The 5,306-nt window shown below is 66.0% G+C and carries 5 protein-coding genes and 1 pseudogene; 3 read left to right on the top strand and 3 right to left on the bottom strand.

Annotated features, from left to right (window positions below; translation table 11 throughout):
• The 3 genes from DM995_RS14215 to DM995_RS14205 all read right to left on the bottom strand — a co-directional run.
• Positions 1–344: helix-turn-helix transcriptional regulator (locus tag DM995_RS14215; RefSeq protein WP_157973300.1), on the bottom strand; the 344-nt coding region annotated here is incomplete at its 3' end.
• Positions 345–400: 56 nt separating this feature from the next.
• Positions 401–1,318, bottom strand: a complete 918-nt coding sequence (gene ubiA / locus DM995_RS14210; protein ID WP_116969844.1) for a 4-hydroxybenzoate octaprenyltransferase — start codon at positions 1,316–1,318, stop codon at positions 401–403.
• Positions 1,319–1,475: 157 nt separating this feature from the next.
• On the bottom strand, positions 1,476–2,282 hold the full coding sequence (locus tag DM995_RS14205; protein WP_031318682.1) for a tryptophan 2,3-dioxygenase: 807 nt from the start codon (positions 2,280–2,282) through the stop codon (positions 1,476–1,478).
• A gap of 452 nt (positions 2,283–2,734) precedes the next feature.
• Here DM995_RS14205 and DM995_RS14200 point away from each other — a divergent pair.
• The 3 genes and pseudogenes from DM995_RS14200 to DM995_RS21915 form a co-directional block, all read left to right on the top strand.
• A pseudogene (locus DM995_RS14200) lies at positions 2,735–3,416 on the top strand (ArsR/SmtB family transcription factor).
• On the top strand, positions 3,413–4,369 hold the full coding sequence (gene metF, locus DM995_RS14195) for a methylenetetrahydrofolate reductase [NAD(P)H] (RefSeq protein ID WP_023839329.1): 957 nt from the start codon (positions 3,413–3,415) through the stop codon (positions 4,367–4,369). Before DM995_RS14200 ends, metF begins: the two are co-directional and overlap by 4 nt.
• 41 nt (positions 4,370–4,410) lie before the next feature.
• Positions 4,411–5,306: homocysteine S-methyltransferase family protein (locus DM995_RS21915; RefSeq protein WP_198669446.1), on the top strand; the 896-nt coding region annotated here is incomplete at its 3' end.

The following is a 5,306-nucleotide window of genomic DNA, read 5'->3' as shown; positions in this document are numbered from 1 at the left end:
TCGACCGCGAGCGCGGGAAACGGCTCGTGCGCCTTCAGCAGATGCTCGACCGCCGCCAGCGCCTCGGCCATTTCGGGCGCGGTCAGCCCGGTCTCCTCGAATTCGGGGGCAAGCCCTGCGGCGAGCAGGATCTGGTTGCGCGCGCGCAGCGGGATGTCGAGATAGTCGGCCAGCCGGATGATCAGGTCGCGGCTCGGCTGCGCGCGCCCGGTCTCGACAAAGCTGAGGTGCCGGGTCGACATCTCGACCTCGAGCGCGAGTTGCAGCTGGCTCAGACGGCGGCGTTCGCGCCACTGGCGCAGCTGTTGTCCGGCGGGTTCCTGGGTGCGGCTTTCGTGCTTCATGCGCGCGAAACTAGCCGAGCGCGATAGCCGCCGCCATTACCTCGAAGGTCATCGAATCACGCTGCCAGTCCGACCGCGGCAAAGGCGAGAAAGGCGAGCAGACCGGCATTGCGGTTGCTGCGGAACTTGGCGAGCGGATCCTGCGGATCCTGCGGATCCTGCGGTTTCAGCGTCAGCACCTGCCAGGCGAGATGCACCGCCACCGGCAGCAGCGCCGCAAGCGCGACCCAATCGGGCCGGACCAGCCAGATCGCGCCGCCCCATCCGGCAATGGCGAGCGCATAGCACAGCGCAACCCCGGGCCGCACCGCGCTCCCCATCGCGCGCGCGCTCGACTTGATCCCGACCAGCGCGTCATCCTCGACATCCTGCAGCGCGTAGATGGTATCATATCCGATCACCCAGGTGATGCATCCGCCATAGAGCAGCAGGCCCGCCACCGAGACCGAACCGGCCACCGCTGCCCAGGCGACCAGCGCGCCCCAGCTGAACACCAGCCCCAGCCACACCTGCGGCCACCAGGTGATCCGCTTCATGAAGGGATAGGCAGCGACCAAAGCCAGCGAAGCGATGGCGATCAGCGCCGCGACGAGGTTGAGCTGGACGAGCACGACCAGCCCGATCAGGCACAGGCCGATCAGCCAGGCCCAGGCGGCCTTGAGGCTGACCGCGCCGCTCGCCAGCGGGCGACTGCGCGTGCGCGCGACCCTGGCGTCGAGATCGCGATCGACGATATCGTTATAGACGCAGCCCGCCCCGCGCATCGCGATCGCGCCGAGCAGCATCCACCCGAGCAGCGGCCAGTGCGTCCTCAGGCCGCCCGCGAGCGCGAGCGCATAGGCGCACGGCCAGTAGAGCAGCCACCAGCCGATCGGCCGGTCGAACCGCGCCAGCAGCGCATAGGGCCGCGCGGATGCGGGCAGGACCGAAAGCAGGCCGCGCGTTTCGGTATCGGGGAGCGGGGTGGTGGTCATAAGCCAGGGCTTAGCGGGGATTTGTCGCGCAAGAAACATTCCCCTGCCCCATTTTCATCGTCACCCCCGCGCAGGCGGGGGTCCCGCTATTTCGAACGAACACTGCAAAGAAGCGGGATTCCCGCGTTCGCGGGAATGACGAGGGTGGGTCTTGCGCCTACAGCCGCGTGCGCAGCGACCACAGTTCCGGAAAGGCGCGCTTGGCCAAGGTGGTATGCAGATAGGCCGCGCCGGCCGTGCCGCCGGTGCCCCGCTTCATGCCGATGATCCGTTCGACCGTCAGCACATGCTTGTGCCGCCAGGCCGCCATCGCATCGTCGAGATCGACCAGCTTTTCGGCAAGCTGGTACAGGTCCCAATAGCGCTCGGGCTGGCGATAGACCTGCAGGAAGGCATCCTCCACCGCCGGATCGGGAGAATGCGGCTGGGCAAAATCGCGCGTCAGCAGCGTTTCGGGGATCGCAAAGCCCGCGCGGGCCAGCGCGCCGATCGCATTGTCCCACAGGCTGGGCGCGGCGAGCGCCTGCTGCATGGCGTCCAGCGCCTCCGGGCGGTCCTGCTGAAATTTGAGGAACGCGCCGTCCTTCAGCCCGAGCAGATATTCGACGGTGCGGAACTGGTCCGACTGGAAGCCCGAACTCGGCCCGAGCACGCCGCGAAAGCGCGAATAGTCGCTCGGGGTCATGGTCGAGAGGATGTCCCAGCTCAGCGTCATCACCGCCTGGATCCGGCTGACCCGCGCAAGACCCTTATAGGCAGGGATCAGCGCGCCCGACGCGATCTGCGCATTGGCCAGCTGCAGCTCGCGAATGATCTGCTTGAGCCACAGTTCCTTGGTCTGGTGGATGATGATGAACAGCATCTCGTCATCTTCGGACGAGATCGGCGTCTGGCAGTCCAGCAGCGAATCGAGCGCGAGATAGCGCGCATAGGTCATCGGCGGATCGAGCGGGGTGTCGGTCATGCCCCGCGTCATAGCGGCATGGCGGGCAAAGCGGAACCGTTCAGCGGTCGCTTGCCGCTGCCGGCGCCTCGGCCTGGCAGCTTCTTCAGCGGTCGCTTCGGCGGTGGCAGCTTCTTCGGTCTTTTCTGCGCCGCAAGCAGCCAGAGCCAGCGAGAGTGCGGCAACCGATGCGATCGAAATAATGCTCTTCATCTTGAACTTCCGTCCTTGTCTAAATGGCTGATATCAGCCCAAAAGGAGTTAAACACGTCACAACCGTGCCGACAAGCTTCAGCCTAGCCCCCACTGTCGGACGCGCGCATCTAGCGCCGAAATTCTGCCTTTGCAATCTTTTTGGTTGGGATTGCCGATGGGGCATGACCAGGCTCTGTTTTGGCGGCCGGGCAGCCGTCGGACCAGACAACCGCCAAGCCGCATTGACCACATATAAAGATTTCTTTATATGACCCTCTATGGACATGGGAACCCTCTTCCGGGCACTGGCCGACGATAGCCGGCTTCGCATCATGCTGCTGCTGCAGCTGATGGAGCTGTCGGTGGGCGAGCTGGCGCAGGTGCTCGACCAGAGCCAGCCGCGCGTGTCGCGCCACATCCGCATCCTGGCGGAGGCCGGCCTGGCCGAGCGGGATGATCGAACTGTTCGGCCCCGCCGCCGACCACAGCACCGCCATCGACCGCAGCCCGGAAATGCTGCGTCTGGCGCGCGCCAAGCTGCAGCATATGCAGGGCGGTTCGGTCGATCTGATCCAGGGCGATTTTTACGCGCTGCCGCTGGCCGATGCCGCGGCCGACACGATCCTGCTGCACCAGGTGCTGCATTATGCCCAGAACCCGCAGGCCGTGCTCGACGAGGCTGGTCGGGTTGCGGCGCCCGGTGCGCGCATCGCGATCGTCGATTTTGCGGCGCATGCGCTCGAGGAACTGCGCGAGCGCGACGCGCATGCGCGTCTCGGGTTCAGCGACGAGGCCATGGCGGCGCTGCTGGGCCATGCCGGCTTTGCGCTGGCCGACACGCGCAGCCTTTCCGGCGGAACGCTGACCGTGAAGATCTGGCTCGGCCGGCATCATGGTGAGCCGGCCCGCATCCACCATCGTGATCGAACACAAGAAACGCCCAGAAAGGCTGCTGCATGACCCTCTCTCTCAAACAACTGGCCGAAGCGCGCGAAGCGCTGGGCACGCCGCTGTTCGCGGGGCTGGCCGGGGATGTCGAGGTGAGCTTCGAATTCTTCCCGCCCAAGACCGAGAAGATGGAAGCGACCTTGTGGGACACGCTGACCACGCTCGCCCCGCTCGGCCCCAAATTCGTCTCGGTCACCTATGGCGCGGGCGGATCGACCCGCGAGCGCACGCACGCCACCGTCGCGCGCATCGCCGCCGAAACCGCGATCCCCGCTGCGGCGCACCTGACCTGTGTCGATGCCAGTCGCGACGAGATCGACGCGATCGCGCAAAGCTATTGGGATGCGGGCGTGCGCCACATCGTCGCGCTGCGCGGTGACCCGCCGCGCATGGGCGAGAAGTTCGTCGCCCATCCGCAGGGCTATGCCAATGCGGCCGATCTGGTAAAGGGCCTCAAGCAGGTGGCGCCGTTCGAGATCTCGGTCGCGGCCTATCCCGAAACGCACCCCGATGCCGATTGCGCCGATAGCGATATCGACAATCTCAAGCGCAAGCTCGATGCCGGGGCCGATCAGGCGATCACCCAGTTCTTCTTTTCGCCCGAAGCGTTCTTCCGGTTCCGCGACGCCTATACCAAGGCCGGCATCACAGCGCCGATCCTGCCGGGCATCCTGCCGGTGAGCAACGTCGCCACCACGCGCAAGATTGCCGGGTCCTGCGGTACCGAAATCCCGCAATGGATGAACGATCTGTTCGAAGGGCTGGACGATCACCCGACCACGCGCCAGCTGGTCGCCGCTACGGTCGCGGCCGAAATGTGCCGCCGCCTCTATTCGGGCGGCGTGCGCCACTTCCATTTCTACACCCTCAACCGCGCCGAGCTCAGCTTTGCGATCTGCCATCTGCTGGGGCTTCGTGCCCCGAAGGTCGCCGCCGCCCCGGTGCTTCAGGAGAATGCCGCGTGACTCCGTCAGAAAAGCTCAAGTCCATCGCCGCGCAGCGCATCATGATGCTCGACGGCGGCTATGGCACGCAAATCCAGGCGCACCGGCTGGAAGAAGCCGATTTCCGCGGTGGCCGCGAATTCACCCACGACCAGAAGGGCAATAACGACATTCTCGCGCTGACCTGCCCGTCGGTCATCGCCGGCATCCACCGCGCCTATCTCGACGCCGGGTCGGACATCATCGAGACCAACACGTTCAGCGCCAACCGCATCAGCCAGGCCGATTATGGCGCCGAGCATCTGGTGCGCGAGATCAACGTCGAATCCGCCCGCGTCGCGCGCGAGGAAGCCGATGCGGCCGAGGCCCGCGACGGCAAGCCGCGCTTTGTCGCCGGCGCGATCGGTCCGACCAACAAGACGCTCTCGCTCTCGCCCGATGTCAACGATCCGGGCTATCGCGAGGTCGATTTCGACACGATGCGCGACGTGTACCGCGAACAGTGCGATGCGCTGGTCGAGGGCGGGGTCGATTTCATCCTGATCGAGACGATCTTCGACACGCTCAACGCCAAGGCCGCCGCCATGGCCGCGCGCGATGCGGCGGAAGCCGCCGGCCGCGAGGTGCCGATCATGCTCAGCATGACCATCACCGACATGGCCGGGCGCAATCTTTCGGGCCATACGGTCGAGGCGTTCTGGCATGCGGTGCGGCACATCAAGCCGCTCACCGTCGGCCTCAACTGCTCGTTCGGTGCGGACCTGCTGCGCCCGCATCTCGCCGCGCTGGCGCGCCAGGCCGACACGCTGATCATGGCCTATCCCAATGCCGGGCTGCCCAATGACCTGGGTCAGTATGACGAGCTGCCCGAGCATACCGCGAGCCTGATCGGCCAGTGGCTGGACGACGGGCTGATCAACATCGTCGGCGGTTGCTGCGGCACCACGCCGGGCCATAT

It is taken from the genome of Blastomonas sp. UPD001, assembly GCF_003426715.1.
Lineage (GTDB): Bacteria > Pseudomonadota > Alphaproteobacteria > Sphingomonadales > Sphingomonadaceae > Blastomonas.
This window is presented reverse-complemented; position numbering and strand designations above follow the sequence as displayed.

What these genes read in the sequence shown, in the direction of transcription:
- ubiA (WP_116969844.1), bottom strand. Translation starts at nt 1,318, where the DNA reads ATGACCACCACCCCGCTCCCCGATACCGAAACGCGCGGCCTGCTTTCG.
- DM995_RS14205 (WP_031318682.1), bottom strand. Translation starts at nt 2,282, where the DNA reads ATGACCGACACCCCGCTCGATCCGCCGATGACCTATGCGCGCTATCTC.
- metF (WP_023839329.1), top strand. Translation starts at nt 3,413, where the DNA reads ATGACCCTCTCTCTCAAACAACTGGCCGAAGCGCGCGAAGCGCTGGGC.